Below are 25,854 nucleotides of genomic sequence, written 5' to 3'. Positions count from 1 at the left end.
CCCCCCCGGCGCCCCCCCCCCCCGCCCCCCCCCGGGGGGGGGGGGGCGGTCACCCCCCCCCCCCCCCCCCCCCACCGGTCTGTCCGCCCCCGACACGCATGCACCACCTGGGCGGTCGGCTCGTCGCCCGGCGGCAAACCCCCCGCACACCGCACCGCGGCGACACCGGGAAACGCCTCGCCCCGCCTCGCGGACCCGCCCGGAGCGGGCTGGTTCGCGAGGCGGGGCACTGCCGTACGGAGGCTCCGGTCAGGACTCGCTCGGCGCGGGCGGGCTCGGCCGCGGAGCCCGGCCGGCGCGGGCGCGCCAGAGCCGGAGGCCCAGCCACAGGGCCGACGCCGCGAACAGCGCGGCGCTGATCAACAGCCAGCGTCCCAGGAAGACATCGGCGGACAGCCCGGTCGAGCGTTCGTAGCGCCGCTTCTGCTCACCGAAGATCAGCGGGAACCACACCAGCAGCAACAGCCCGGAGAGGAAGGCGGGCACCCGGACATGGTTGATCCAGGAGGCCGGGGCGGGCTGGGCCGCGCTCAGCGCACGGTCGGCGAGCGCGTACAGCGGCAGCAGCACCAGGTCGTGCAGGATCGCCGCGCCCACGATCCAGAGCAGGATGCCCAGCCAGTCGCCGTCGAGCAGCCGGACCCCGGCATACGCGGTCAGCGCGAACGAGCAGAGCAGCGCGAGCAGATGCCACGGCGAATCGCCGTATCCGCGCCGGAAGCCGAAGCGCCTCATTCCGTCTCCCCGAAGCTCAGCCGTGTGACCCATTTGGTGTTCTGCACGCCGGGTGCGTTGGGGACGATGATCCGCGCGGGGTAGCCGTGGTCCGGTGACAGTTCCGCGCCGTTGACCTTGAGGGCGAGCAGTGAGCGCGGGTCGCGGACCTGGTTGTCGCGGAGGGCGACGGTACGGAAGGAACCGTGTTGCTGGAGGGACTCCACCAGGACGCCCGGCGCCCGCTCGCCGAGACCGACGAGCGCGGCGAGATCGGCCAGCCGTACCCCTTCCCACCGCTGGTCGGGGGTGGACCAGCCCTCCACACAGGCGATGGGCAGCGCCGCGCCGTGCTGGGGCAGCCGCAGCACCTCCTGGCGGGTCAGGGTGAGTTCGCGGTCCCCGCCGCGCAGCACCAGCCGCCAGTCGGCGCCCATGTCGCGGGCGGTGATGCCGACGGCCGCGGCGGTCTTGTTGATCTGGAAGCCGTTGGGGCCCCGGCCGGGTTCGCGGTTGTGCGGGGCGAGCAGCGCGGTCTCGCGCAGCGGTCCGCCGATGCTCTGACCCGCGGTCACCACCAGCAGGGCGGCCGATCCGGCACCGACCATGCCGAGCGCGCCACGGCGCGAGATGGTGGGCGGGGCGGGGTCGGGGCTCACCAGACCGGTCTCGTCGGGTGGTTCCGGCGTGGTGCGCGAGACCGGGGTGCGCAGCTCGGCCCGCAGATCACGACCCTTCAGCGAACGCACCATCCGGGGGAAGCGCAGCACCGCGTGGACGACGAAGGCGGCCATGAAGACCCAGGACCCGTAGAAGTGCAGCGGGTAGAAGGACCCCGGGAAGATGTAGTTCAGCTGGACGTTGAGCACACCGGTGGCGAACACGAAGAGCCCGCCGCCGACCAGGGCCAGCAGCGACAGCCGTTCCAGCCCGTGCGCCAGGGACCGCACCGGCGGCCGTTCGAAGAGCTTGGGGACGACCGACCAGAGCTTGGCCAGCAGGACGGGGATGAGCACGATGCCGAGCGTGACGTGGACGCCCTGGGTGACGCGGTAGAGCCAGGAGGGGTTCGTCGGCCAGGAGAAGAGGTAGAAGCCGAGCAGCCCCTTGTCCGGTGTCTTGTCGTTGACCGGGGAGAGGTCGGGGTTGTACGCCGCGTACGAGAGCAGACCGGTCACGAAGAGCACGGGGATGCCGACGAGCAGCAGCAGTCCGAAGACGGACGTCAGCCAGGGACCGCGCAGGGGGCTCCGCCACGGGGTGCGGCGCCCGCTGCCGGGGTGGGAAGGGGGGCTCATGGCTCGACCGTAGAGCCGTCAGGGGGCTTTCCGGGGATGTGAACCGATGACGAAACGCTGACGTCAGCCCGGTGATGCCGGGACGCGGCACAGGACACCGCACGGATCTGACGGTTCGGTGACGGGTCGCGGCGCGGCGCCCCTCCGGCCGGTGCCGGGACGTAGCGTGAGGCCGTGAAGCTCCCCCTCCGCCCTGCGAAGCTCCCCCTCCGCCCCGTGCGGTCCCCCTCCCCCGGCGACCGCGAGCCGGGCACCGTCCAGGACCCGCGGTCCGGCCGCCGCCTCGATGTGCTGACCGCCGTGGCGGGCGCCGTCCTGTTCGCGGTCGCCGCCGTCGTCGGCACCCTGATCCAGCGCGCCGACCACTCCCTGTACGTCGACTGGGCGCCGCTGTACGCCGACTGGCTGCCCCATGTGGGGCCGGGTACGCCCGCCGCACTGGCCGTCGCCGTGCTCGTCGTCGTCCACGGACCGCGGCTCGCGCTGCGGCTGCCGTGGCGCGGGCTGCTGGTGGCGGTGTGGGGGACGGCCATGGCGTGGACCTGGGCGCTGGCGCTGGTCGACGGCTGGGGGAGGGGGCTGGCCGGGCGGCTGACCCAGCGCCATGAGTATCTGCGCGGTGTGGACCGCTTCGACGACATCGGCGCGGCACTGCGCGGGTTCACCGATCACATCCTGCTGACCCAGCCCGACCACTGGCCGGCGCATATCGCGGGCCATCCGCCGGGTGCGGTGCTCACGTTCGTCGGGCTCGACCGGCTGGGACTGGTCGGCGGCGCGTGGGCGGGCGCGTTCTGCGTCACGGTGGGGAGTTCGGCGGCGGTCGCGGTGCTGGTGGCCCTGCGCGCGCTGGGCGAGGAGCGGGCGGCCCGCACCGCCGCCCCGTTCCTGGTGCTGGCCCCGACGGCGGTGTGGGCCGGTGCCTCCGCGGACGGCTACTTCGCGGCCGTGGCCGCCTGGGGTCTGGCGCTGCTGGCGCTCGCGGCGCGGCGTACGGTGCGCGCGCCGGGCGCCGTGGCGCTGGCCTCGGGGCTGCTGCTGGGGTTCACCGCCTATCTCTCCTACGGGCTCACCCTGCTGGCGCTGCCCGCCCTGGCCGTACTGCTCCTGGCCCGCACGGTGCGGCCGCTGCCCTGGGTTCTGGGCGGAGTCGCCCTGGTGGCGGGGGTGTTCACGCTGTCCGGATTCGCCTGGTGGGAGGGGTACGACCTGCTGGTCGAGCGCTACTACCAGGGCGTGGCCTCGGACCGGCCGTACGCCTACTGGGTATGGGCCAATCTCGCCGTGGCGGGGGTGGCCGCGGGCCCGGCCTGTGTGGCCGGTGCGCGCCGGGTGGCGGCAGCCGCCCCGGGGGCGCTGCGGCGGCTGCGCGGAGGCGCGCCCGGTGCCCCGGACGCGCTGCTGGTGCTGACCTCCGCCGCGCTGCTCGCCCTGGCCGTGGCCGATCTGTCCGGTATGAGCAAGGCGGAGACGGAACGCATCTGGCTGCCGTTCCTCCTGTGGACGTTGCCCGGAACCGCTCTGCTGCCCGTGCGGGACCGGCGCCGCTGGCTTATGGTCCAGGCCACGGTGGCACTTCTCATCAATCATCTGCTGCTCACCGGATGGTGACGGGACCGATGTGAAGAGCAGGTGATACTTCTGTGATACTGGAGGGGACGTACATCTGTACTGGTGCTGGGGGCGGACCCGTTGAAGGCGCTGAAGATCATGAAGGCGTGGAAGACTTTAATCGCGCGGAGTGCCCACGGAGTGGTGGGGCCCCTCGGCGCGCTCACCGCCGTGGCCGTCGTGGTGGCCCTGCTGATAGCCCTGACCTCGCGCGGAGGTGTGGGGGACACACCGGACGGAGACGTCCCGGCGGCCGCCGCCTCCCCGAGGTCGGACCGCTTGCCCAAGGAGGCGAAAAAGAAGAAGGAGAAGTACGCCGACTGGGACGGCAAGGTCAAGGTCCTCGGTGACGGCTCCACTTCCTATACGGGCCCGCAGCCCAAACAGCTGAAGCCGCGGAAGCTCAAGCCCGGTGAGAAACCACCGCAGTTCGTGGTGTTCTCCTGGGACGGCGCCCTGGAGGGCGACGACGAGCTCTTCTCGCGGTTCCGCCAGGTCGCGCGGGAGTCGAACGCCACCATGACGTTCTTCCTGAGCGGTATGTATCTGCTGCCCAAGTCCAAGAGCGGTCTCTACCGGCCGCCCCAGCACAAGCAGGGGTCGGCCGCCATATCGTTCCCGACCGATGAGCACATCCGGGAGACGCTGCAACAGCTCAGCGGTGCCTGGCGGGAGGGCAACGAGATCGGCTCCCACTTCAACGGTCATTTCTGCGGCACCAAGGGCGGTCAGGACTGGACCACCGAGGAGTGGAAGAGCGAGACCGAGCAGGCGTATTCGTTTGTGAAGAACTGGAAGACCAACACCGGCTTCACCGATATCAAGCCCCTGCCCTTCGACTACGACGTGGAACTGGCGGGCGGACGCGCGCCGTGTCTGGAGGGGCAGAAGAATCTGCTCCCGGTGATCAAGTCACTCGGCTGGCGTTATGACGCCAGTTCACCGGGCGACTTCCAGATCTGGCCGTCGAAGGTCAATGACATCTGGAACTTCCCCCTTCAACTGGTGCCGTACCCGGAGAGCGAGAAGCAGGTCCTGTCGATGGACTTCAACTTCCTCTTCAACCAGTCCGGGGACAGCACCGAGGGCGATCCGGCGAAGTACCCGGAGTGGGAGCGGCTGACCCGTGAGGGCTATCTGAACGGCTTCGACCGCGTCTACCACGGCAGCCGCGCCCCGCTGTTCATCGGAAACCACTTCGAGGACTGGAACGGCGGCATCTATATGCAGGCCATCGAGGACGTGATGCGGAGCGTCTGCCCTCGTGAAGGTGTGCGGTGCGTATCGTTCAAGCAGCTCGCCGACTGGCTGGACGCCCAGGACCCGGAAGTCCTCGCGAAACTGCGGATGCTGGATCCGGCGGAATCCCCGGACTGGCGGACCTTCACCAAGAAGTAGCCTGTCCGGATCCGTTCTCCCTCACCCCCGGGATTTCTCCCGGGGGTGATTCCTTTTCATGCCCGGACGATTGTCACTCCCGGCCGGTATACCCGGCCGGTTCTCACTTCCGGCCGGCCGCCGTCATATAGCGCGTCCAGATGGACAGCGGATACTCGTCCACCGAGGAGACCGCGCCCGCCCCGCCCAAGTCCTCCAGCGGCAGCAGCTCCTGGGTCTTGGGATCCACCCGCGACAGGGACACCGCCGTCGACAGCTTCTTGGTGTAGCCGATGAACCAGGCCGAGGTGTCGTCCTGGGACATCCCGCGCTTCCCCGCCACCTCGGGTCCCGCCACCCGGGCGGCCCGCGCCGAACCCGACTCGCTCTGGACCGCGCCGCGCAGCGCGTCGTCCACCTGGTTGGCGACCGTCGCGCTGAACGCCCGCTTCGTGGCGTCCCTGCGGAGCTGGAACTTGTCCCCGTTGCGGGTGAGTCCGGTGACCGAGTACGGCGGTGCGTGCATCCCCTGGGCGGCGAACGTCCCGTAGGCGCTGGCCATCCGGATCGAGCTGGGGGTGGCGGTACCGAGCGAGAACGCGGGCACCCGGGCGCCGAAGCTGCTGGGCAGCATCCCCGCGTCGATGGAGGCGCGACGGACCCGGTCCAGCCCGACGTCCATGCCGAGCTGCATCATCGGGGTGTTGATCGACTGCACCAGGGCCTGGCGCAGGCTGACCTGGCCGTAGGACTGGTCGCCTTCATTGTTCGCCCGCACGATCTTCCCGCTGCGGTCCCAGTACGGCCCCTCCGGAGTCCGCACGGCCACCTTGTTGTTGCCGTCGTAGAGACTGGTGGGCGTCACGGGCTTCCGCGGACCTTCGCGGTCCAGCAGTACGCCGTCGCGCAGCCCGGCGGCGTAGACGAACGGGGTGAACGCCGTACCGGCGGGCACGTTGGAGGCGTTGGCGTCGTTGAAACCCTGCTCCAGATAGCCCGGTCCGCCGTACAGCGCGGCGATCCTGCCGTCCGGGGCCACCGAAGCGGCACCGATCCGCACATGGCGGTCACCGCGCCGCTCATCGGGGTCGAACGAGGCGCGCGCCTTCTTCACCGACTTGGCCAGCGCCGTCACCTTCGGCTTCTCGAAGGTGGTGTGGATCTGGTACCCGCCGAGGTCGAAGTCGGCGTCGGAGATATCGGTGTGGGAGCTGACGTACGCCCGCGCGGTCTCCACCAGATATCCGACCTGTCCGGTCAGCCCCGCGGGTTTGGGCGGCGCCTTGGGCTCGGGGAACTTGGTGTACTTCGCGCGCTCCTCACGCGAGAGCTTTCCGATGTCCACCATCCGGTCGAGCACCCATTCCCAGCGCTCCGTCACCCGCTGGCGGTTCTCCTCACCGAGCGTGGGGTCGAACGACCCGGCGCCCTTGAGCAGGGCGGCGAGCATCGCGCCCTCACTCGCATTCAGCTCTGAGACGTCCTTGCCGTAATACGCATAGGCGGCCCGCTGAATGCCGTAGGTGCCCCGGCCGAACCAGCTGGTGTTCAGATAGCGCTGGAGAATCTCCTGCTTGCTCATCCGGTCGTCCAGCTTGATCGCCATGAACATCTCGGTGAGCTTGCGGGAGAATGTCTGGCGCTGGTTCAGATAGGCGTTCTTCACGTACTGCTGGGTGATGGTGGAGCCGCCCTGGGTCTCCCCGCCGGTCACCATCCGGGTCACCGCGCGCATCAGCCCGCTGGGCGAAACCCCGCTGTCGGAGTAGAAACTGGCGTTCTCGGCGGCCAGCACGGCCCACTGGACCTTTTCCGGCACCTTGCCGAGGGGGACCTCCTGGCGGTTGACCGGTCCGGTGCGGGCCATCTCGCTGCCGTCGGCCCAGTAGTAGACGTTGTCCTGCTGGGTCGCGAAGTCGTTCAGGTCCTCGGGTATGTCGGTCCGCAGATAGAGAAAGCTCAGCAGCCCGGTGAGGATTCCCACGCAGAAGAGGAAGAGCAGGGACGTCTGGCGCCAGGACGGCAGCCAGCGCAACACCCCCCTGCGGCCCGCCCGGGGGTAGTCCAGCCGGACCCGTCCGGCCATCCAGCGGCGCACCCGCATGAGCCCGCGCCCCGAGGCCGCCGAACGGCGGCGGCGCCCCGGGAAAACCGGCCCCCCGCCCCGGACCTTCGGCGGCGCGGCACGGCGGTGCTTCCGGTGCTTCCCCGCCGCGTTGTTGTCGCTACTGCCCTGCACGTCTTGCCCCCACGCTCACTCCGCGCGCGGGCGCGGCACAAAGGTGTGATCTTCCATCCCCTCACGACCACACGATCCTATTTTCCCCTCCGAACACCTGTCGCCACAGGGGACCAAAATTTTGTAACAGTGACGATATTCCGCAACTCAGGACGCCCGGTGACCATTCACATCAGCCCGGACATCCGCCGCCGCGCGGGCTCCGGGGCGTCCGCCGGGCCCGGGGACGGCCCCGTCCCCGCCCCCGACGGGTCTCCCGGAGCGTGCCCCCGAAGCTCAAATGAACCTCTGAACCATACGGGCCGGGGGTTCGTCCTGTTCCTGTGGGGTCATTACCCCGGCACGCGAGAACACACCGCGGGGAACGCGGGACGGAACGAGGAGGGGGAGCATGGTGCGCCTCGGTACCGGAATCGGCTGGCGACCGGAAATCGCCGATGACATCGCGGGACTGCCCGGCATCGACTGGGTGGAGGTGGTCGCGGAGAACATCTGCCCCGGCCATGTGCCCGACGCGCTGGAGCGGCTGCGGGAGCGCGGCACCACCGTGGTGCCGCACGGCGTCTCCCTGGGCCTGGGCGGGGCGGAACCGCCCGACGCCGAGCGGCTCAAGGCGCTCGGCGAACGGGCGGAGGCGCTGGGCGCCCCGCTGGTCACCGAGCACATCGCGTTCGTACGGGCCGGGGGCACGAGGACCGCCTCCCCCGTGATCGAGGCGGGCCATCTGCTGCCCGTGCCCCGTACCCGGGACGCGCTCGACGTGCTCTGCGCGAACGTGCGGATCGCGCAGGATGCCCTGCCGGTGCCGCTCGCGCTGGAGAACATCGCGGCGCTGATCTCCTGGCCCGGTGAGGAGATGACGGAGGGGCGGTTTCTGGCCGAGTTGGTGGAGCGGACCGGGGTCCGGCTGCTGATCGACGTCGCCAATCTCCACACCAACCACGTCAACCGGGGCGAGGACCCGGCCAAGGCACTGGACGAGCTGCCGACCGAGGCCATCGCCTATGTCCATGTGGCGGGCGGGGTGGAGCGGGACGGGGTGTGGCACGACAGCCACGCCCATCCGGTGACCCAGCCCGTCCTGGACGTCCTCGCCGAGCTGTGCGCGCGGACGGCGCCGCCCGGAGTGCTGCTGGAGCGCGATGAGGACTTTCCCCCGGCCGGGGAGTTGGCGGGCGAACTCGACGCGATCCGCGCGGTGACGGCGGCGGGGACGGCGCCCGCGACCCCGTGGGCCCCCGGAGCCCCAGAGGCCCGCCCCGCGGCCGGCGGCCCCGGTGAGGCCGCGCTCGACGCCGCCCGGCAGCGGCTCGCGCTCGCCCAGACCTCCCTGCTGTCCGCGCTCGTCGCGGGCACCCCGGCCCCCGAAGGCTTCGACCGGCGGCGGCTGCGCGTCCAGAGCGCGGCGCTGACGGCCAAGCGTGCCTCGGTGATCGCCCATGTGGCGCCCGAGCTGCCGGAGATCCTGGGCGACGGGTTCCGCAGCGCCTTCCTGGCGTACGCGGACCGCCGCCCGATGACCGGCGGCTACCGCCGCGACGCCCTGTCGTTCGCCGAGCATCTACTCGCCGACGACCTGCCCCGGGACCCGGCGGCACGGCGGCGGCTGACCCAGTGGTGGAAGGAGCGGTCGGGACCGGCACCGCTGCGGGCGAACCCCGCGGCACGCCTCACCCGCGCCCTGCGCCACGCCCTGAGCGGAAGGTGACGGACATGATGACGACAGTGGTCCTGGTCTACCTGGCGGCTGCCGCCTCCATCGCGACCCTCATCACGGGCACCGTCAGGTCCCGTACCGCGGGCGGGGCCACGGCGGCCCCCGAGGCGCACGACGCCCTGGAGGCGGCCTTCCTGGCGGGCGGGCCCGGCCGGGTGGCCGACACCGTGATCAGCGCGATGCACAACGACGGACGGCTCGCGGTCGGCGGCCCCGGCGTGGTCTCGGTGCGGCAGCCGGTCGGGCGCCACCCCGTGGAGAACGCACTGCTCAGGCACTGCGCCCAGGCTCCGCACGGCGGACTGGCCCTGCTGCGCCGGAAGCTGATGCGCAGTCTGGAGGTGCAGGCGATCGGCGACGGGCTGGCGCGCCGGGGGCTGATGGCGCGGCCCGAGCGGATCCGCTTCTGGCGGCGCTGGGCGATCACGCAGATCGTGGCCTCCTGGGCGGGGGTGTTCGTAGGCATCTGGGTCACGGTCGCCCAGGACGGCGACAGCCGGGCCGAACTGCCGTTCATCGTCGCGGTCCTCCCCGCGCTGTTCCTCGGCTTCGTCACCGGCGCGGCCTGCGCGACCGCGGGCCGGCACCGGGTGACCGGGGCCGGGAAGCGGGCGCTGCGGACGTACACCTCGGCGGCGGAGCACCGTGCCTCGGCCGCTCCTCCGCCCGCCACGGTGCCGGACGACCGTCCGGGCCCGTCCGGGCCGGGGGGCCACGGACCGGGCCATCACCACGACCCGTACGGCGCCCAGGCCGTGACCGGCGTGGCGGTGGCCGTCGCCCTGGGCGGCGCGGTGGCGCTGACCGCGGACGAGGCACTGCGGGACCAGCTCCTGGAGGCGGGCGCGGCCTCGGCCGCCGCGTCGGGCGGCTTCGGCGGGGACGTCAGCATCTCCGTGGGGGACTCCTCCGACGGTGGGTGGTGCGGCGGAGACGGTGGGGGCGGCGGCTCCTCCTGCGGCAGCGCCTCCTCCTGCGGGGGCGGGTCCTCCTGCGGGGGTGGCTCCTCATGCGGCGGCGGATCGAGCTGCGGGGGTGGTTCGAGCTGCGGTGGCGGCGGGGGCTGCGGCGGCTGAGCCTCCGGGACGGCACGGCGCGGACGCTCCCGTCGGGGGTGCGTGAACCGCCCGTGCCGTTCCACATCGTGAAAACTGTGGCGCGCCGGGGCCCGGTCCAGTAGAACTCGGCCATGTTGTGGGTCCCGTTCCTGCTCGTCGCCTGGGGTGCCGCGGTGATCAGCTGCGTCCGGCTGTGCCGGGCAGCGGTCGCCGCCGCCCACCCCCTGGATCCCGATCCGGCGGTGGGCAGGGCGGCGCTGGACCTGTACGAGACGGCCTTCCTGGCGGGCGGCCCGCGCCGGGTCGGCGATCTCGCGCTGGTGGCGATGTACCGCGAGCGCCGTCTGCTGCTCGCGCACACCGGCTGGGTCACGGTGGTGGACCCCGAGGGCCGCGACGAGCTCGAACGTTCGGTGATCTCCGCGATAGGCCCCGAGGGCCAGTCGCCCGTACCGGCCGTCCGGACCGCGCTCGCCGCCGCCGAACCGGTGCGGGCCCTGGCCGACCGGCTGGTGGACGCGGGGCTCGCGGTCTCCGCCGCCGCGCGGACCGATGTGGCCGCCGCGGTGCGGCAGGTCGGGGCGGCATGTGTGCTGGTGCTGCTGTCGGCCGCGGGCGCGCTGCTGCTGGTGCCGCCCGCGCCGGGGCACGGACCGGTGGCGGCCTGGTTCATCCTGCCGCTGCTCCTCACCGCGGCCTGTCTGGTGATCGCCCGGGTGGAGGCGCACCCCTACTCGCGCTGGGCGTCCCCGGCCGGACAGCAGTTGCTGGGCCGGATCGACGTCCCGCCGCGCCGGGCCGCGGCACGGGGCGGCGGAGCGGCGGCCGATCCGGGCGGTGACGACGGCGAGCTGCTCACCGCGGTCGCGGTCCACGGCACCGCCGCGCTCTCCGATCCCGCGCTGCGCGCGGCGCTGAAGGCGCATTGGGGTCAATGACCCCGACACCGCCACGCGGTGCTTTACACAGCCAACAACCGGACGAAACATGCCTTTTATCGCGTCACGCAGCACCGCGCACCGCGGAAAGGGATGGCTTGTGAGAGCAGCAGCGCTGTACGGCATCCTCGGACCGCTGTCCCTGTCACTGGGGATGACCACACTGCTCGCGACCCCGGCCACCGGGCGTCCGCTGGCCGCGTCCGCCGCCTCCCCCGCGGCGACCGGGGCGGCCGGGGCGGCCGCCACCGGCGCCGTCGACGGCCGGGCCCGAGCCGCCGGGACCGCCGGGGCCACGGCCGCGCCCGCCTGGTCCGCGTCCCCCGCCTCCCCCGCTCCGGCCGCGGCGGCTCCCGCCGGCCGCTCCGCCGAGGCCCGGGGGCTCGCGCTCGCCGCCCGGCGGGCCACCACCCGCGGAATCGACTTCGGCCGCTGCCCCCTCGCCGAGGGGCTGACCGCCCCCATCGCCTGCGGCACGGTCTCCGTCCCGCTGGACTACGCCCGGCCCGACGGCCCGCAGATCTCGCTCACCGTCAGCCGGGTGCGCGCCACCGGCCCCGCGGCCCGCCGCCAGGGGGCGCTGGTCTACAACCCGGGCGGACCCGGCGCCACCGGGATGGCGTTCCCCTCGTACGCGACCGAGGAGCGGTTCCGGCGGGTGGCGGCGGTGTACGACTTCGTCGGCTATGCGCCCCGGGGGGTCGGCCGCTCCGCACCGCTGTCCTGCCAGTCGCCCGCCGCGTACGCCAAGGCGCCGACCAGCTCACCGCCTCATCCGTCGGCGGCGTTCAAACGGCGCCTGGTGACCCGGGCGCAGGCGTACGCGCGCGGCTGCGCCCGCCGCGCGGGATCCGCGCTCGCGCACTACACCACCCTCAACAACGCCCGGGACCTCGACGTACTGCGCGCCGCGCTCGGCGAGCGGCGGCTGACCTTCATGGGCGCCTCGTACGGCACGTACTACGGCGCGGTGTACGCCACGCTCTTCCCCGGCCATGTGCGGCGGATGGTCTTCGACAGCGTGGTCAACCCCGACCCCTGGCAGATCTGGTACCGCAACAACCTGGAGCAGTCACTCGCCTTCGAGCGCCGGTGGCGGGACTGGCGCACCTGGGTGGCCCGCCATGACGCCGTCTACCACCTCGGCGGCACCGCGGCGCGGGTGCTCGCCTCGTACGAGAAGGCGCGGGCGCGGCTGACGCGGGAACCCGCGGGGACGGTGGGCACCGCACAGCTCCAGAACGCGTTCCTGCGGACCGGTTACAACGACGCCTACTGGGACCCGAGCGCCCGGGCGCTGGCCGCCTATCTGCGCGGCGACCCCGCCCCGCTGACCGCCCTGGCCGCGCCGGACCCCGCCACGGCGGCCGAGGACGAGAACGGCACCGCCGTCTACACGGCGGTGGAGTGCAATGACGCGCCCTGGCCGCGCACCTGGGCCACCTGGGACCGGGACAACACCGCGCTGGCCCGCCGGGCGCCCTTCGAGACGTGGGACAACGTCGCGATGAACCTGCCGTGCGCGTTCTGGCCGCTGAAGCACCAGCGCCCCGTCGACGTCGGTGCTGGAACCTCCACCGGGCGGGGCCGCGGTGCCCTGCCACCGGTCCTGCTGCTGGCGGCCGAACGCGACGCGGCCACGCCCTACGCGGGGGCGAAGGAGCTGTGGCGGCGGCTGCCCGGCTCCTCCCTGGTGACCGAGCGGAACGCGGGGACGCACGGGCTGTGGGGCGGGCCCAACGACTGCGTCAACCGCCATGTCGACACCTATCTGCTGACCGGGAAGGTCCCCGGCCGGAGCGCCGACTGCGCGGGCCGCGCACAGCCGGACCCGCAGCCGGAACCCGCCCCGCTGCCCGACTCCGGCAAGCAGCCCGCCGCACTGCCCGGGACCCCGTGAGGGACTGACGCCCCGGGCGCGGCGGTGGTGGAGTCCCGTCAGGCGAGCCCGGCGACCAGCTCGGAGACCTCCTTGCGCCGTCCGGTGTAGAACGGCACCTCCTCGCGCACATGGCGGCGCGCCTCGGAGGCGCGCAGATGACGCATGAGGTCGACGATCCGGTGCAGTTCGTCCGCCTCGAAGGCGAGGATCCACTCGTAGTCGCCGAGCGAGAAGGAGGCGACGGTGTTGGCGCGCACGTCGGGGTAGCCGCGGGCCATCTTGCCGTGGTCGGCGAGCATCCGGCGGCGGTCCTCGTCGGGCAGCAGGTACCAGTCGTAGGAGCGCACGAAGGGGTAGACGCTGACGTAGTCACGCGCCTGCTCGTCCGCGAGGAAGGCGGGGATGTGCGACTTGTTGAACTCCGCGGGGCGGTGCAGCGCCATGTTCGACCAGACCGGCTCCAGGGCCCGCCCGAGCCGGGTGCGACGGAAGAGGTTGTACGCCTCCTGGAGGGCGTCGGAGGTCTCCGAGTGCCACCAGATCATGACGTCCGCGTCGGCGCGCAGCCCGGAGACGTCGTAGGTGCCGCGCACGGTGACGTCCTTGGCGGCGAGCTGGGCGAAGAGCTCCTCGACCTCGTCGGCGTAGCCGGTGCGGTCCTCCGGCAGCACATCGCGCAGCCGGAACACCGACCACAGGGTGTAGCGGATGACCTCGTTGAGGTCCTTGGCCTTCTTGCCGGCGTGGGGAGTCTTGTCAGGAGCAGCAGTCATGCTCCCCATTCTCGCCCCCGGCCTCCGGCGTCCGGCCCCAGGGTGGCCCCGGTGTGCTCCAGCACCTCATCGGCGGCCCGGCGGGCGCTGGCGACGCACGCGGGGATGCCGACACCGTCGTAGACCGCGCCGCACACCCGCAGCCCCGGCAGCTTGGCGACCTCCGCGCGGATACGCGCGACCCGGTCCAGATGGCCCACCGGGTACTGCGGAAGTCCGCCGTCCCAGCGGTCGACCCGGGTGGCGACCGGACGGGCGGTGAGGCCGACCGCCTCGCCCAGATCGGTGAGCGACATCCCTACCAGATCGACGTCGTCGCGGCTCAGGTCGTCCTCGTCCTCGAACCGCCCGATCGAGGTACGCAGCACGAACAGTCCGGAGTCCGCCTCCCGCAGCCAGCCCCATTTGCGGCTGGAGAAGGTGGCCGCCTTGATCCTGTGGCGGTCGACCGGCGGCACCAGGAAGCCGCTGCCCCGGGCGACCGCGTCCACGTCCGCGCGGCGGAAGGCCATGGTGATCAGTGCCATGGAGGCGTAGTCGACGGTGGCCAGCTCGGCCGAGGCGGCCGGGGAGTCGGCGGCGAGCAGCCGCGCGGCGGCGGGCGCGGGAGCGGCCAGCACCACCGCCTCGGCCAGGAGCGCGCCGCCGTCGGTGGCGACGGTCCAGCCGTCGGCGGTCCGCCGCAGCTCCCGTACGGGGGTGTGGGTGCGGATCTCGCCGCCCCGGGCGCGCACCGCGTCGGCGACCGCGAGCGGCAGCCGTCCGACGCCGCCGTCGATCCCCATGAAGACCGGGCCGTCCTGGCGCCGCGCGGCCCGCCCGACCAGCTCCCGCACCCCTTCGGTCAGCGGGCGCCCGGAGCGCGCCACCTCGAACAGGGTGGGCACCGACGCGCGCATCGAGGTGCGGTAGACATCGCCCGCGTACACCCCGCCGAGCAGCGGCTCGACGAGCCGGTCGACGACCTCCCGGCCGAGCCGTGCCGCGATGAACTCACCGAGCGCCACGTCCTCGCCGACCTCCGTGGGAGGCAGCGTCTCCTCCTGGGCGATCCGCGCGAGCCCCTCCCGCGAGATCACCCCCGAATCGGCCAGCGGGCCGAGCTCCCCGGGCACGCCCATCAGATGTCCCTTGGGCAGCGGCCGCAGTTCGCCGCGCGTCCACAGGGAGGCGTTCGCCGTCGCCGGGGGCTGGAGGCGCTCACCGATGCCGACCGCGCGCGCCAGGTCCACCGCCTCCGGGCGCCGGGCGAGCATCGACTCGGCGCCGAGGTCCACCGGAACGCCCTCGATCTCCCCCGCGCGCAGCTTGCCGCCCAGTCGCTCCGTCGCCTCCAGGACGGTCACCCGCGCCCCGGCCTCCAGCAGCCGGTGGGCCGCCGCCAGCCCCGAGATCCCGCCACCGATGACGACCACATGACCGGTACGCCCCGCCCCGGGGGTGCTGCTCGCGTTCATGTCCCCACTGTCTCAGACCCCACTCCCCGTGCCGCGCGGGCCGGGTGGCCCGTCGCGCCCGTAGCGTGGGCCCGGCAGGGTCCACGACATACGGCGGCGGAGGGGGCACGGGCCATGGCGGCGCGGCGGATGGTGGTCATCGGGGGCGACGCGGCGGGGATGTCCGCCGCGTCCCAGGCACGCAGACTCAGCGGCCGGGGCGAGCTGGAGATCCTGGCCTTCGAGCGCGGCCACTTCACCTCGTACTCGGCCTGTGGCATCCCCTACTGGGTCGGCGGTGACGTGGACGGCCCCGACTCCCTGGTCGCCCGTACCCCCGAGACCCACCGCGGCCGCGGTATCGACGTCCGGACCCGCACCGAGGCGATCGAGATCGATCCGGCCGGACAGCGGGTCCTGGTCCGTGACCTCGAGCGGCCGGAGGTCGGCGGGCGCTGGTACGACTACGACGACCTGGTGATCGCCACCGGCGCCCGGCCGCGCCGCCCGGCCATGCCGGGGATCGACGCGCCCGGGGTACACGGTGTGCAGACCCTGGACGACGGCCGGGCGCTGCTGGACACCCTGGAGGGCACCCGCGTCGAGCGCGCGGTGGTGGTCGGCGCGGGGTACATCGGGGTGGAGATGGCCGAGGCCCTGGTGCGGCGCGGCTGCCGGGTGACCGTGCTGGAGCGGGGCGAGCAGCCGATGGCCACGCTCGACCCCGACATGGGGCGGCTGGTGCGCGAGGCGATGACCGGGATGGGCATCGACACGGTCACCGGCGCCGAGGTCACCGAGGTGATGACCGGTGAGGACGGCCGGGTGCGGGGCGTGGCCACCACGGCCGGTGAGTATCCGGCCGAACTGGTGGTGCTGGGGCTCGGGGTGACCCCCGAGACCGCACTCGCCCGTGCGGCGGGGCTGCCGCTGGGCGAGTCCGGCGGGCTGCTGACCGATCTGGCGATGCGGGTCCGCGGCCAGGAGCACATCTGGGCGGGCGGCGACTGCGTGGAGGTGCCCCACCTGGTCTCCGGCCGCACCCGGCACATCCCGCTGGGCACCCATGCCAATAAGCAGGGCCAGGTCATCGGCACCAATGTGGGCGGCGGTTACGCCACCTTCCCCGGGGTCGTGGGCACGGCCGTCAGCAAGGTCTGCGATCTGGAGATCGCCCGCACCGGGCTGCTGGAGACCGAGGCGGCGGCCGTGGGGCTGCGGTTCGTGACCGTCACCACCGAGTCGACCAGCCGGGCCGGGTACTACCCCGGCGCCCGCCCCATGACCGTGAAGATGCTCGCCGAGCGCCGTACGGGACGGCTGCTGGGCACGCAGATCGTGGGGCGCGAGGGCGCGGGCAAACGCGTGGACATCGCGGCGGTGGCGCTCACCGCCGGGATGACGGTGGCCCAGGTGGCCGCACTGGACCTGGGCTACGCACCGCCGTTCTCACCGGTGTGGGACCCGGTGCAGGTGGCGGCGCGTCAGGCGGCGGCGCAGGTACGGGCGGCGGAGTCGGCCTAGCCGTCCTCGTCCAGCAGCCCTTCCAGGGGCGTCAGCCGGTCCCGCGCGTAGCCGGCCAGGAACCACGGGCATGTCCAGGCGTCCGGGTCCAGGGCGCCCTCGGGCGCCGGGTGCTCCTCGGGCGCGTACAGATGCGGCAGTCCGTCGAGGAACCCGCCGCGGTCCGGCACCGGATGGGCGGGGTGCGCGCACTCCCCCTCGGGCCGGGCGGCGACGGCGGCGCGCAGCGCCGGTACGACGTCGCGCAGCACCGAGACCGGTGGGTCCGGGTAGGCGGTGCGCATCGTCTGACCGGCGGTCAGCAGCAGTACGGCGCGCTCCCGCGGGTCGGTGGCCCCGGCGTGGCGGCGGGCGGCCCACAGTCCGAGGTCCAGGCCGTGCGGCTGCTGGGGGGAGGTGTCCTGGAGCCGCTCGACGATCAGCCCGATCTCCAGCCGTCCGTCCGGGCGCAGGTACGCGGCGTCCAGGGCGGAGGTGTCCCGGCGCCCGAAGAGCCGCTCCCGGCCGGTCCGCAGCAGCTCCAGCGTCTCCTCGGCGTGACCGGCGATGAAGGCGGGGCACAGCAGGGCGGCCATCCCCTTGTTCCCCCAGCCGTGCTCGAAGACCTCACGTCCGGCGGGGCTGCTGAGGACGACGCCGAGTTCGGCGGCCTCCGGTCCGCTGTCGGAGAGCGCCGGATGCGTCCGGTGCCCGCACCCGGCCCCGGCGAACCCGGTGAGTGCCTTCTCCAGCCCGTCGATCAGCTCGTCGAGGACGAACCCGGCGCGGACCATCCCGGAGACCGCGTGCCAGCTCACCGCCCGCACGAGCAGGACGTACCCGGCGGTGTCCAGCGGATCGTCGGCGAGGCTCAGATCGCGTCCCGCCGCCGCCACCTCCTCGTCGGTCCCGCCCTCGGGATAGCCCTCGAGGAGCGCCGAGAGCTCCTTGATCCTCCGCAGGTCCTCCCTCGGCAGCCGGGGCGGGACGTCCCCGGCCGACCCGGGTTCCACGATGTTCGAGGCGATCCGCGCGAACCCGGCGACATTACGCGGGCAGCGCCACTCCTCGCGGGGCGCGGACGGCTCCCAGACCGCCGTCTCGTCGGCGGTGAGCCGCAGGTCCTCGGCGAGGTCCTCGGCGCTGTCGCCATAGGTCGTCCGGTAGGGGTGCGAGGCGTGGTCGCAGGGCCGGTCGCGCAGGGCGCCGTCGGCGGCGGCGAGGGCGTCCCGCACGGGGGCGGTCAGCTCCTCGGCCCGCAGACCGCTGACGTACGGCGCCATCATCACCAGGCCGAGGGTCCAGACATACGCCGACGGACCGCCGGGATCGGCCGCGAGCCGGGCCGCGCAGTCGAGCACCGCGCGGTCGTACTCGTCCTCCCGGGCGTCGCCGTAGAGCCAGATCTCGTCCCAGGTGCCGGTCAGTTCCCCGACGGCGTCGGCGTCCAAGTCGTTCATGATCGAAACGACGCGCGGTGTCCTGGCGCGGTTCCGGCCGTCAGACCGAGCGCTCGGTGTGGGTGTGGACGTACTCCACGAGCCGGGTCAGCGCGTCCGGATCGGTGGTCGGCAGCACCCCGTGGCCGAGGTTGAAGATATGTCCCTCCAGGCCCCGGGCCGCGTCCAGCACCTCGGCCGCCTTGGTCTCCACCGCCGCGCGCGGGGCGAAGAGCACCGCGGGGTCGAGGTTGCCCTGGAGGGCCCGGCCGGGGCCCACCCGGCGGGCGGCCTCGTCCAGCGGCACCCGCCAGTCGACGCCGACGACGTCCGCGCCCGCCTCGCCCAGCAGCCCCAGCAGCTCACCGGTGCCGACGCCGAAGTGGATCCGCGGGACGCCGTATCCGGCGACGGCATCGAAGACCTTGGTGGAGGCGGGCATCACGCTGCGCCGGTAGTCGGCCGGGGCCAGGGCGCCGACCCAGGAGTCGAAGAGCTGGACCGCCGAGGCGCCCGCCTCGATCTGGACCTTCAGGAAGGCCGCGGTGATGTCCGCGAGCCGGTCCAGCAGCTCGGCCCACAGCTCCGGGTCCCCGTACATCAGGGCCTTGGTGTGCTCGTGGTTGCGCGAGGGGCCGCCCTCCACGAGATAGCTGGCGAGCGTGAAAGGCGCACCCGCGAAACCGATCAGCGGGGTGGCACCGAGCTCGCCGACGAGCATCCCGACGGCTTCCGTGACGTACTTCACATCGTCCGGCTCGAGCGGACGCAGCCGCTCCAGATCCGCCCGGGTCCGGATCGGCTGCTCCACGACGGGGCCGACCCCGGGCTTGATGTCGAGGTCGAGACCGATGGCCTTGAGCGGCACCACGATGTCGCTGAAGTAGATCGCCGCGTCCACCTGGTGGCGGCGCACCGGCTGCAGCGTGATCTCGGTGACCAGGTCGGGCCGCATGCAGGACTCCAGCATCGCGGTGCCCTCGCGGACCTTGCGGTACTCCGGCAGCGAGCGCCCGGCCTGCCGCATGAACCACACCGGGGTGTGCGACACCGGCTCCCTCCGGCAGGCCCGCACGAAGGCCGAACCGTCGGTGGCACGGGTCGCGGAACGGCCGGTCTGCTGCTGGCCCGAGGGCCGCTCTGTGGCGCTCATGCCCCAAATCTTCGCACGGGCCGAACGAGTGACCCGCCAACCCGGGTGTTCCTCCCCGATTGAGGCCCTCGATGCGCCTAGTCTTCCGGGCATGGCAGCGGTTCAAGGACACCTCTCGAACGGTGCTGACGGGGCTGACGACACGGACGCGGGTGGGGAGGGCGCCCCCCGCGCCTTCCGGCGTGCGGTCGCCGGGCTCCGCGGTGTGCGGGTGCGGCCCGAGGTGGAGCTCGACCCGACCCCACCCCCGCGGCGGCTCGCCCCCTTCTCGTACGCCCTGGAGGCCGTGGTCACCGAGGACGGCGGGGACGGTGCGGACGAGGACGACGAGCTGGCCGAGGGGCGGCTGATCCTGCTGCACGACCCGGCCGGGCACGACGCCTGGCAGGGAACGTTCCGCCTGGTCACGCTGGTCCACGCGGATCTGGAGCCGGAGATCGCGGCCGACCCGCTGCTGCCCGAGGTGTGCTGGTCCTGGCTGACCGGCGCGCTGGAGGCGCGCGGGCTGTCCTACGGCGAGCCCAGCGGCACGGTGACCCGGGCCAGCTCGCACTATTTCGGCGCGATGGGCGAGCGGGAGCCGTCCACCCGGATCGAGATCCGCGCCTCCTGGACCCCCTCGGAGCATCCGGCCCCCGAACCGGCCCGCCCCGGCCCTCGGCACCCGGAGGAGCGGCCGGGCGGGGACGCGGCGGAGCCGGGCGTCCCGGACACCGGTGCGCACCTGGCCGCCTGGTGCGATCTGCTGTGCCAGATCGCGGGTCTGCCCCCGGCGGGGGCCGCCGAGGCGGGCGTCGTCTCCCTGCCGCAGCGCCGGGGACCGCAGCCGCGGTGAGGCCGGACCCGGTCCGCCGCCGGGGCGCTCCGGCCCGCGGCGGCGGCCGGCCATGACCGACCCCGCGGTCCGCCCCCTTCGGACCCCGGCACCCGCGCGCCCGCCCGGGGGTCGCGCCCCGGCGGGAGCGCCCCCCGGAGCGGTCCGGGGAGCGCCGGGTCCCGAAAAAGAACGCCATTGATCGAAAAGCCGTCCTAATTGCCCGAATTGTTACTCACCAAATCGTGATCATTCTCTAAAGCCCGGCCGGATCGGTGCCGAAGGACGTGGTGACCCGTCCCACCACTTCCCAGGAGGCCTGGTGTCTGTTCTCCTCGAGCAACCGTCCAGCCTGGTCGCCTACCGCCCGAACAAGCCGACGGCCATGGTCGTCGTCGCCGACCCCCGCGTTCGTTCCACCGTCACCCGTCATCTGTGGGCCCTTGGGGTGCGCGACGTCATCGAGGCGTCGTCCATCGCGGAGGCCCGTCCCCGAATCGGCAACCCGCGGGACATCTGCGTCGCCGATGTCCACCTCCCCGACGGCTCCGGCCTCACCCTCCTGTCCGAGACCCGGGCCGCGGGCTGGCCGAACGGCCTCGCCCTCTCCGCCGCCGACGACATCGGCGCCGTACGCAACGCCCTGGCCGGAGGGGTCAAGGGCTACGTCGTCACCGGCACCCGCACCAACCTGGGCATCCCGGGCCGTCCGGGCGCCGCCCCGCTCGGCGCCGCCGCCCGGATGCACCGCCGCCCGCCGGGCGCGCCCGGCCACCCCGGGGGCTACCGGGAGCTGTCGGGCCGCGAGGTCGAGGTGCTGAGGCTGGTTGCGGAGGGCCAGTCCAACAAGGCCATCGGCGTCTCGATGGGCCTGTCCGCCCTCACCGTGAAGAGCCACCTCGCCCGGATCGCCCGCAAGCTGGGCACCGGCGACCGTGCCGGAATGGTCGCGGTCGCACTGCGTACCGGGATCATCCACTGAGCCGTATCCACCCACCCGCCCACCGCGCCGCCCCGCCGGTCTCCGCGCCCGTCGACGGAACGTTCCGTCGACGGGCGCCCTGCGTACCCGGCGTACACAGCTACCCTTGACAGGTGACCGACGCCCAAGAGACCGCAGCAGAGACGACACTGCGAACCACCGGGGGCGCTCCTCCGGACGACCTCCCCCCGGCGCCGGTCCCCTTGCTGGAGCCGCGCGAGGGCATCCCGCCCGTCACCGCGGACGCGGACGCGCTCGCCGAGGTCGTGGCGGCCTTCGCCGCGGGCCACGGACCGGTGGCCGTGGACGCCGAGCGTGCCTCCGGCTACCGCTACGGACAGCGGGCCTACCTGGTCCAGCTGCGCCGGGCCGGAGCGGGGACCGCACTGATCGACCCCGTCGGCTGCCCCGACCTCTCGGGGCTGGGGGACGCCATCGCCGACACCGAGTGGGTCCTGCACGCCGCGACCCAGGACCTGCCGTGCCTGCGTGACATAGGCATGGTCCCGGCCCGGCTCTTCGACACCGAACTCGCGGGCCGGCTGGCCGGGTTCGCCCGGGTGGGACTCGGCGCCATGGTCGAGAACATCCTCGGCTACGCCCTGGAGAAGGGCCACTCCGCCGTCGACTGGTCCACCCGTCCGCTGCCCGAGCCCTGGCTGCACTACGCCGCGCTCGACGTGGAGCTGCTGGTGGACCTGCGCGACGCGCTGGAGGAGGAGCTGACCCGGCAGGGGAAGCTGGACTGGGCGCACCAGGAGTTCGCGGCCATCGCCGCGGCCCCGCCCGCCCCGCCGCGCAAGGACCCCTGGCGGCGGACATCGGGGATGCACAAGGTCCGGCGGCGCCGGCAGATGGCCGTGGTGCGCGAGCTGTGGACGGCCCGGGACCAGATCGCCCAGCGCCGCGATGTCTCCCCGGGCAAGGTGCTGGGGGACGCGGCGATCGTCGAGGCCGCGCTCGCGGTGCCGACCAGTGTGCGGGCGCTGTCCGCGCTGAACGGCTTCGGCCACCGGATCAGCCGCCGCCAGCTCGAGCAGTGGCAGGCCGCGGTGGACCGGGCGCGGGCCCTGCCGGAGACGGAACTCCCCCAGCCGGGACAGCCGGTGGCCGGACCTCCGCCGCCCCGGGCGTGGGCCGACAAGGACCCGGTCGCGGCGGCGCGGCTCTCCGCGGCGCGGGCCGCGGTGACGGCGCTGGCCGAGCGGCTGAACCTGCCCCAGGAGAACCTGATCGCCCCGGACACCGTGCGGCGGCTGTGCTGGGAACCCCCGCAGGAGCCGAGCCCGGAGGCCGTGGCCACCGTGCTGGCCGGTCACGGCGCCCGCGCCTGGCAGATCGACCAGGTGGCCGAGGTGCTCACCGGGGCCCTGGAGGCGACTCCGGCCTGAGGTCCGGCACGGGGAGGGGCGGGGTGTGCGGCCGCTCGGGTCTGTGACCTTCGACGCTCCGGCGGCGGGGACTGGGCACCGTGGTTACTCATAAGTAGCATGAGGGTGTGCGCACGCCGTCACAGGCGTGCCCGCAGCAGTGCCATCCCGCACCTGGAGGAGAGCCAACGTGCCTCGTACCGCTAGGGACGTCGTCTTCGTCGACGGCGTCCGCACCCCATTCGGCAAGGCGGGCCCGAAGGGCATCTACCACGAGACCCGCGCCGATGACATGGTCGTCAAGTGCATCCGGGAGCTGCTGCGACGCAACCCGGACCTGCCGCCGGAGCGCATCGACGAGGTCGCCGTCGCCGCGACGACGCAGATCGGTGACCAGGGCCTGACCCTCGGCCGCACCGCGGGCATCCTCGCCGGGCTGCCCCAGTCCGTCCCCGGCTACTCCATCGACCGGATGTGTGCCGGTGCGATGACCGCCGTCACCGCCACCGCGGGCTCCATCGCCTTCGGCGCCTACGACGCGGTGGTCGCGGGCGGTGTCGAGCACATGGGCCGCCACCCGATGGGCGAGGCCGTCGACCCCAACCCGCGCTTCGTCTCGGAGAAGCTCGTCGACGAGTCGGCCCTGTTCATGGGCATGACCGCGGAGAACCTCCACGACCGGCTGCCGCACCTGACCAAGCAGCGGGCCGACGAGTACGCGGTGCGCAGCCAGGAGAAGGCCGCCAAGGCCTACGCCAACGGCAAGATCCAGCAGGACCTGGTGCCGATCTCGGTGCGCCGCACCAGCCCCGAGGGCGGCGAGACCGGGTGGGGTCTGGCCACCTCCGACGAGCCGATGCGCCCGGGCACCACGCTGGAGAACCTGGCCGGGCTGAAGACCCCGTTCCGTCCGCACGGCCGGATCACCGCGGGCAACTCCGCCGGTCTCAACGACGGCGCCACCGCCTCGCTGCTGGCCTCCGAGGACTTCGCCCGTGAGCTGGGCCTCCCGGTCAAGATGCGGCTGGTCTCCTTCGCCTTCGCGGGCGTCGAGCCCGAGGTGATGGGCTACGGCCCGGTCCCGTCGACCAAGAAGGCCCTCGCCAAGGCGGGGCTGACCATCGACGACATCGGCCTGTTCGAGGTCAACGAGGCGTTCGCCGTCCAGGTGCTGTCCTTCCTGGACCACTACGGCATCGCCGACGACGACCCGCGCGTCAACCAGTACGGCGGCGCGATCGCCTTCGGCCACCCGCTCGCCTCCTCCGGCGTCCGTCTGATGACCCAGCTGTCCCGGCAGTTCGAGGAGCAGCCCGAGGTCCGCTACGGCATCACCACCATGTGCGTCGGCTTCGGCATGGGCGCCACGGTGATCTGGGAGAACCCGCACTTCGAGGGGAACAAGTGACCACCACCGCAGAGCTTCTCAAGGGAGCCGCCGAGCTGTTCCCGGACGAGGTCGTGACCCAGGCGCACGTCCGCCACCTCGACCTCCCCCAGAACGCGGGCCGCTTCGCGCTCATCACCCTGGACAACGGCCTGGACCACACCAAGCCGACCACCTTCGGCCCGGCCTCGCTCGCCCACCTCAACACGGCGATCGACCAGGTCGAGAAGGAGGCGGCCGACGGCACGATCGTCGGTGTGGGCCTCACCGGCAAGCCGTTCATCTTCGCCGTCGGCGCCGACCTCAAGGGCGTGGAGCTGCTCCGCAGCCGCGAGGACGCGCTCGCCATCGGCCAGGGCGGCCACGCGGTCTTCAAGCGGCTGTCCTCGCTGGCCGTGCCCACCTTCGCGTACTACAACGGCGCGGCGATGGGCGGCGGTGTCGAGGTCGGGCTGCACTGCTCCTACCGCACGGTCTCGGCCGCGCTGCCCGCCTTCTCGCTGCCCGAGGTCTTCCTCGGTCTGGTCCCCGGCTGGGGCGGCTGCGCCCTGCTGCCGAACCTGATCGGCGCCGAGCGCGCCGTCAAGGTGATCATCGAGAACTCGCTCAACCAGAACAAGCAGCTCAAGGGACAGCAGGTCTACGAGCTCGGGATCGCGGACGCGATCTTCGAGGGCGCGGACTTCCTGGAGCAGTCGCTGATCTGGACCGCGGCCGTCCTCCGCGGCGAGATCCGGATCGCCCGGCCCGAGGTGGACCGCGGCGACGCCTGGCACGAGGCGGTCGTCCGCGGCCGTGCCGTCGCCGACAGCAAGGTGCACGGCGCGGCCCCGGCCGCCTACCGGGCGCTGGACATCATCGACGCCTCCCGCGACGGCGACCTGGACCACGGCTTCGACGCCGAGGACCAGGCGCTGGCCGACCTGATCATGGGCGGTGAGCTGCGCAGCGGTATCTACGCCTTCAACCTGGTGCAGAAGCGCGGCAAGCGTCCGGCCGGTGCGCCGGACAAGTCGCTGGCCCGTCCGGTCACCAAGGTGGGCGTCGTGGGCGCCGGTCTGATGGCCTCGCAGCTCGCGATGCTGTTCGCCCGCCGTCTTGAGGTGCCGGTCGTGCTGACCGACATCGACCAGGAGCGCGTGGACAAGGGCGTCGGCTACGTCCACGGCGAGATCGACAAGCTGCTGCTCAAGGGCCGGGTCAACCAGGACAAGGCCAACCGCCTCAAGGCCCTGGTCACCGGCTCCCTGGACAAGGCCGCCGCGTTCGGTGACGCCGACTTCGTCATCGAGGCCGTCTTCGAGGAGATGGGCGTCAAGCAGAAGGTGTTCGCCGAGGTCGAGGCGGTCGTGCCGGAGCACGCCATCCTCGCCACCAACACCTCCTCGCTGTCGGTCTCCGAGATGGCGTCCAAGCTCAAGCACCCCGAGCGGGTCGTGGGCTTCCACTTCTTCAACCCGGTCGCGGTGCTGCCGCTGCTGGAGATCGTCCGCGGTGAGCAGACCGATGACGCGTCGCTGGCCACCGCCTTCGGCGTGGCGAAGAAGCTGAAGAAGACCGCCGTGCTGACCAAGGACGCCCCGGCGTTCGTGGTCAACCGGATCCTGACCCGCTTCATGGGCGAGATCCAGAACGTCATCGACGAGGGCACCCCGGTCGACGTGGCGGAGCGGGGCATCGAGCCGCTCGGTCTGCCGATGTCCCCGCTGGTGCTGCTGGAGCTGGTCGGCCCGGCCATCGGTCTGCATGTCTCGCAGACGCTCAACCGCGCGTTCCCGGACCGCTTCACGGTCTCGGAGAACCTCAAGCGCGTGGTCGAGGCGGGCAAGCGCGGCTTCTACGTCCATGACTCCGGGAAGCCGGAGCTGGACCCGGAGGTGCTCGCGCTGATGCAGCAGGGCGACACCGTGCTGACCGAGGAGCAGGTGCGCGACCGGGTGCTGGACGCCGTGGCACAGGAGATCGGCCTGATGCTCGAGGAGGGCGTCGTCGCCGAGGCGCAGGACATCGACCTGTGCCTGATCACCGGTGCGGGCTGGCCCTTCCACCTGGGCGGCATCACGCCGTACCTGGACCGCGAGGGCGTCTCGGAGCGGGTGAACGGCAAGCCGTTCCTGGCCCCGGGCGTGGCCAGCGTTCCGGCCTGACGGCGGCCTCCCGGCC

Annotated in this window: 19 protein-coding genes; 12 read left to right on the top strand and 7 right to left on the bottom strand. The window is 73.0% G+C overall.

Annotated features, from left to right (window positions below):
• Window positions 1-249: 249 nt before the first annotated feature.
• Entirely contained in the window at window positions 250-735 is a 486-nt protein-coding gene (locus NMK44_RS01435; protein ID WP_254737314.1) for a hypothetical protein, read from the bottom strand.
• Entirely contained in the window at window positions 732-2,012 is a 1,281-nt protein-coding gene (locus tag NMK44_RS01430; RefSeq protein ID WP_254737312.1) for a molybdopterin-dependent oxidoreductase, read from the bottom strand. Before NMK44_RS01430 ends, NMK44_RS01435 begins: the two co-directional genes overlap by 4 nt.
• 216 nt (window positions 2,013-2,228) lie before the next feature.
• Between NMK44_RS01430 and NMK44_RS01425 the strand changes: the two genes are divergently transcribed.
• Together NMK44_RS01425 and NMK44_RS01420 are read left to right on the top strand one after the other, a co-directional pair.
• The gene (locus NMK44_RS01425; RefSeq protein WP_374215218.1) at window positions 2,229-3,623 is read left to right on the top strand and encodes a hypothetical protein; all 1,395 of its coding nucleotides are present in this window, start codon (window positions 2,229-2,231) and stop codon (window positions 3,621-3,623) included.
• A 99-nt stretch (window positions 3,624-3,722) separates the two neighbouring features.
• Window positions 3,723-5,021 carry a polysaccharide deacetylase family protein gene (locus NMK44_RS01420; protein WP_254737809.1) on the top strand — a complete coding sequence of 433 codons (1,299 nt, stop codon included), beginning with the start codon at window positions 3,723-3,725 and terminating at the stop codon, window positions 5,019-5,021.
• Window positions 5,022-5,124: 103 nt separating this feature from the next.
• Here NMK44_RS01420 and NMK44_RS01415 read toward each other — a convergent pair whose 3' ends face one another.
• Entirely contained in the window at window positions 5,125-7,104 is a 1,980-nt protein-coding gene (locus NMK44_RS01415) for a transglycosylase domain-containing protein (protein WP_254737807.1), read from the bottom strand.
• Between the two features lie 526 nt (window positions 7,105-7,630).
• Here NMK44_RS01415 and NMK44_RS01410 point away from each other — a divergent pair.
• The 4 genes from NMK44_RS01410 to NMK44_RS01395 all read left to right on the top strand — a co-directional run bounded on the left by NMK44_RS01410 (window position 7,631) and on the right by NMK44_RS01395 (window position 12,852).
• Window positions 7,631-8,947, top strand: a complete 1,317-nt coding sequence (locus tag NMK44_RS01410) for an MbnB/TglH/ChrH family RiPP precursor modification enzyme (protein ID WP_254737310.1) — start codon at window positions 7,631-7,633, stop codon at window positions 8,945-8,947.
• 5 nt (window positions 8,948-8,952) lie between these two features.
• Window positions 8,953-10,032, top strand: coding sequence for a TIGR04222 domain-containing membrane protein (locus NMK44_RS01405; RefSeq protein WP_254737308.1), 1,080 nt, complete (start codon window positions 8,953-8,955; stop codon window positions 10,030-10,032).
• Window positions 10,033-10,145: 113 nt separating this feature from the next.
• Window positions 10,146-10,952, top strand: a complete 807-nt coding sequence (locus tag NMK44_RS01400) for a TIGR04222 domain-containing membrane protein (protein WP_254737306.1) — start codon at window positions 10,146-10,148, stop codon at window positions 10,950-10,952.
• A 100-nt stretch (window positions 10,953-11,052) separates the two neighbouring features.
• The gene (locus NMK44_RS01395; protein WP_254737304.1) at window positions 11,053-12,852 is read left to right on the top strand and encodes an alpha/beta hydrolase; all 1,800 of its coding nucleotides are present in this window, start codon (window positions 11,053-11,055) and stop codon (window positions 12,850-12,852) included.
• 38 nt (window positions 12,853-12,890) lie between these two features.
• Here NMK44_RS01395 and hemQ read toward each other — a convergent pair whose 3' ends face one another.
• Entirely contained in the window at window positions 12,891-13,616 is a 726-nt protein-coding gene (hemQ, locus tag NMK44_RS01390; RefSeq protein WP_254737302.1) for a hydrogen peroxide-dependent heme synthase, read from the bottom strand.
• Window positions 13,604-15,064: a protoporphyrinogen oxidase gene (gene hemG, locus NMK44_RS01385; RefSeq protein ID WP_254737300.1), complete on the bottom strand. Its 1,461-nt coding sequence runs from the start codon at window positions 15,062-15,064 to the stop codon at window positions 13,604-13,606. Before hemG ends, hemQ begins: the two co-directional genes overlap by 13 nt.
• 114 nt (window positions 15,065-15,178) lie before the next feature.
• Here hemG and NMK44_RS01380 point away from each other — a divergent pair, with 114 nt between their 5' ends.
• Entirely contained in the window at window positions 15,179-16,567 is a 1,389-nt protein-coding gene (locus NMK44_RS01380) for an FAD-dependent oxidoreductase (protein ID WP_254737298.1), read from the top strand.
• Here the strand turns inward: NMK44_RS01380 and NMK44_RS41945 are convergent.
• Window positions 16,564-18,006, bottom strand: a complete 1,443-nt coding sequence (locus NMK44_RS41945; protein ID WP_302887645.1) for a hypothetical protein — start codon at window positions 18,004-18,006, stop codon at window positions 16,564-16,566. The two genes, NMK44_RS01380 and NMK44_RS41945, sit on opposite strands and share 4 nt — an antisense overlap.
• 40 nt (window positions 18,007-18,046) lie before the next feature.
• Window positions 18,047-19,138: a uroporphyrinogen decarboxylase gene (gene hemE / locus NMK44_RS01365; RefSeq protein WP_254737294.1), complete on the bottom strand. Its 1,092-nt coding sequence runs from the start codon at window positions 19,136-19,138 to the stop codon at window positions 18,047-18,049.
• Window positions 19,139-19,229: 91 nt separating this feature from the next.
• Here hemE and NMK44_RS01360 point away from each other — a divergent pair, with 91 nt between their 5' ends.
• The 5 genes from NMK44_RS01360 to NMK44_RS01340 all read left to right on the top strand — a co-directional run bounded on the left by NMK44_RS01360 (window position 19,230) and on the right by NMK44_RS01340 (window position 25,838).
• The gene (locus NMK44_RS01360; protein ID WP_254737292.1) at window positions 19,230-19,973 is read left to right on the top strand and encodes a DUF3000 domain-containing protein; all 744 of its coding nucleotides are present in this window, start codon (window positions 19,230-19,232) and stop codon (window positions 19,971-19,973) included.
• A 301-nt stretch (window positions 19,974-20,274) separates the two neighbouring features.
• On the top strand, window positions 20,275-20,934 hold the full coding sequence (locus NMK44_RS01355) for a response regulator transcription factor (RefSeq protein ID WP_014175686.1): 660 nt from the start codon (window positions 20,275-20,277) through the stop codon (window positions 20,932-20,934).
• Window positions 20,935-21,047: 113 nt separating this feature from the next.
• Entirely contained in the window at window positions 21,048-22,325 is a 1,278-nt protein-coding gene (locus NMK44_RS01350; RefSeq protein ID WP_254737290.1) for an HRDC domain-containing protein, read from the top strand.
• 169 nt (window positions 22,326-22,494) lie between these two features.
• Complete coding sequence (locus NMK44_RS01345) at window positions 22,495-23,712, top strand: thiolase family protein (protein ID WP_254737288.1); 1,218 nt, start codon at window positions 22,495-22,497, stop codon at window positions 23,710-23,712.
• Window positions 23,709-25,838 (top strand): 3-hydroxyacyl-CoA dehydrogenase NAD-binding domain-containing protein, encoded by a 2,130-nt coding sequence (locus NMK44_RS01340; RefSeq protein WP_254737286.1) that lies wholly within the window; start codon window positions 23,709-23,711, stop codon window positions 25,836-25,838. The genes NMK44_RS01345 and NMK44_RS01340 overlap by 4 nt, the downstream gene beginning before the upstream one ends.
• Window positions 25,839-25,854 lie beyond the last annotated feature (16 nt).

Origin of the sequence: Streptomyces cucumeris (assembly GCF_024295805.1) — a bacterium.
Classification (GTDB): domain Bacteria; phylum Actinomycetota; class Actinomycetes; order Streptomycetales; family Streptomycetaceae; genus Streptomyces; species Streptomyces cucumeris.
The sequence above is the reverse complement of the archived record's forward strand: the minus strand, read 5'-3'. Positions and strand labels throughout refer to the sequence as shown.

Bases quoted from the DNA above. Each gene is read 5' to 3' on its own strand.
- NMK44_RS01435 (WP_254737314.1), bottom strand. From the start codon at position 735: ATGAGGCGCTTCGGCTTCCGGCGCGGATACGGCGATTCGCCGTGGCAT.
- NMK44_RS01430 (WP_254737312.1), bottom strand. From the start codon at position 2,012: ATGAGCCCCCCTTCCCACCCCGGCAGCGGGCGCCGCACCCCGTGGCGG.
- NMK44_RS01420 (WP_254737809.1), top strand. From the start codon at position 3,723: ATGAAGGCGTGGAAGACTTTAATCGCGCGGAGTGCCCACGGAGTGGTG.
- NMK44_RS01415 (WP_254737807.1), bottom strand. From the start codon at position 7,104: ATGCGGGTGCGCCGCTGGATGGCCGGACGGGTCCGGCTGGACTACCCC.
- NMK44_RS01410 (WP_254737310.1), top strand. From the start codon at position 7,631: ATGGTGCGCCTCGGTACCGGAATCGGCTGGCGACCGGAAATCGCCGAT.
- NMK44_RS01405 (WP_254737308.1), top strand. From the start codon at position 8,953: ATGATGACGACAGTGGTCCTGGTCTACCTGGCGGCTGCCGCCTCCATC.
- NMK44_RS01400 (WP_254737306.1), top strand. From the start codon at position 10,146: ATGTTGTGGGTCCCGTTCCTGCTCGTCGCCTGGGGTGCCGCGGTGATC.
- hemQ (WP_254737302.1), bottom strand. From the start codon at position 13,616: ATGGGGAGCATGACTGCTGCTCCTGACAAGACTCCCCACGCCGGCAAG.
- hemG (WP_254737300.1), bottom strand. From the start codon at position 15,064: ATGAACGCGAGCAGCACCCCCGGGGCGGGGCGTACCGGTCATGTGGTC.
- NMK44_RS01380 (WP_254737298.1), top strand. From the start codon at position 15,179: ATGGCGGCGCGGCGGATGGTGGTCATCGGGGGCGACGCGGCGGGGATG.
- NMK44_RS41945 (WP_302887645.1), bottom strand. From the start codon at position 18,006: ATGAACGACTTGGACGCCGACGCCGTCGGGGAACTGACCGGCACCTGG.
- hemE (WP_254737294.1), bottom strand. From the start codon at position 19,138: ATGAGCGCCACAGAGCGGCCCTCGGGCCAGCAGCAGACCGGCCGTTCC.
- NMK44_RS01360 (WP_254737292.1), top strand. From the start codon at position 19,230: ATGGCAGCGGTTCAAGGACACCTCTCGAACGGTGCTGACGGGGCTGAC.